At 48.4% G+C, this 820-nt stretch carries 1 protein-coding gene; it reads left to right on the top strand.

The window, feature by feature from the left end:
- Positions 1 to 23: 23 nt before the first annotated feature.
- The coding region (locus tag A3739_RS04300) for an NADPH:quinone oxidoreductase family protein (protein ID WP_231877003.1) at positions 24 to 820 on the top strand (797 nt) is incomplete at its 3' end.

Raw genomic sequence — 820 nt, 5'->3', positions numbered from 1 at the left:
TGTTAGTGCAAGGTTTATATCAAGTGCGTCCTGGGCTGCCGTTTGTTCCGGGCATGGAGTTTTGTGGCGAAGTTGTTGAGTTAGGCGAGGGTGTTAAGCATCTTAAAGTTGGCCAACGCTTNATCGGCTCTAGCCAGAAATATGGTGCTTTTGCAGAACAGGTGATCGTGAATGCCATGACGGTGTTACCTGTTACAGATGATGTTACGGATACCGATGCTGCAAACCTAATGTGCGCACACGGCACAGCACACCACGCACTCAAGCAGCGCGCTCATTTGAAGAAGGGCGAAACTCTTGTTGTTCTGGGCGCGGCAGGCGGAACGGGTATTGCGGCGGTGCAGATTGGTAAAGCAATGGGCGCGCGCGTAATTGCAGTTTGTTCGTCACAAGAAAAGCTAGAGATGGCAAAAGCGAATGGCGCAGATGAGCTGATTAATTACAGCGAAGAAGATCTTAAAGAGCGCATCAAAGAATTGACTAAAGGCAAAGGTGCGAATGTTGTTTATGACCCAGTTGGCGGGGAGGCATTTGCAGCCTGTTCTCGTGCAATGGCACGTAATGGCCGTTTATTGGTTGTAGGTTTTGCATCGGGCACTATCCCTGAATTGCCTGTTAATTTGGCACTCGTAAAAGAGTATTCCTTAGTTGGCGTATTTTGGGGTCAATTTGTTATGCACGAGCCTATGGTCTTTATGCAAAACATGCAGGAGCTATTTGCTTGGTATCGCGATGGCGTTGTTCGCCTTGAAACTGATGAAGTTTTCCCACTATCTCGTACTGGCGATGCGCTTGCGAAAGTGATGAATCGCGAAGTGAA

This window comes from Oleiphilus sp. HI0067 (assembly GCF_001635735.1).
This window is presented reverse-complemented; position numbering and strand designations above follow the sequence as displayed.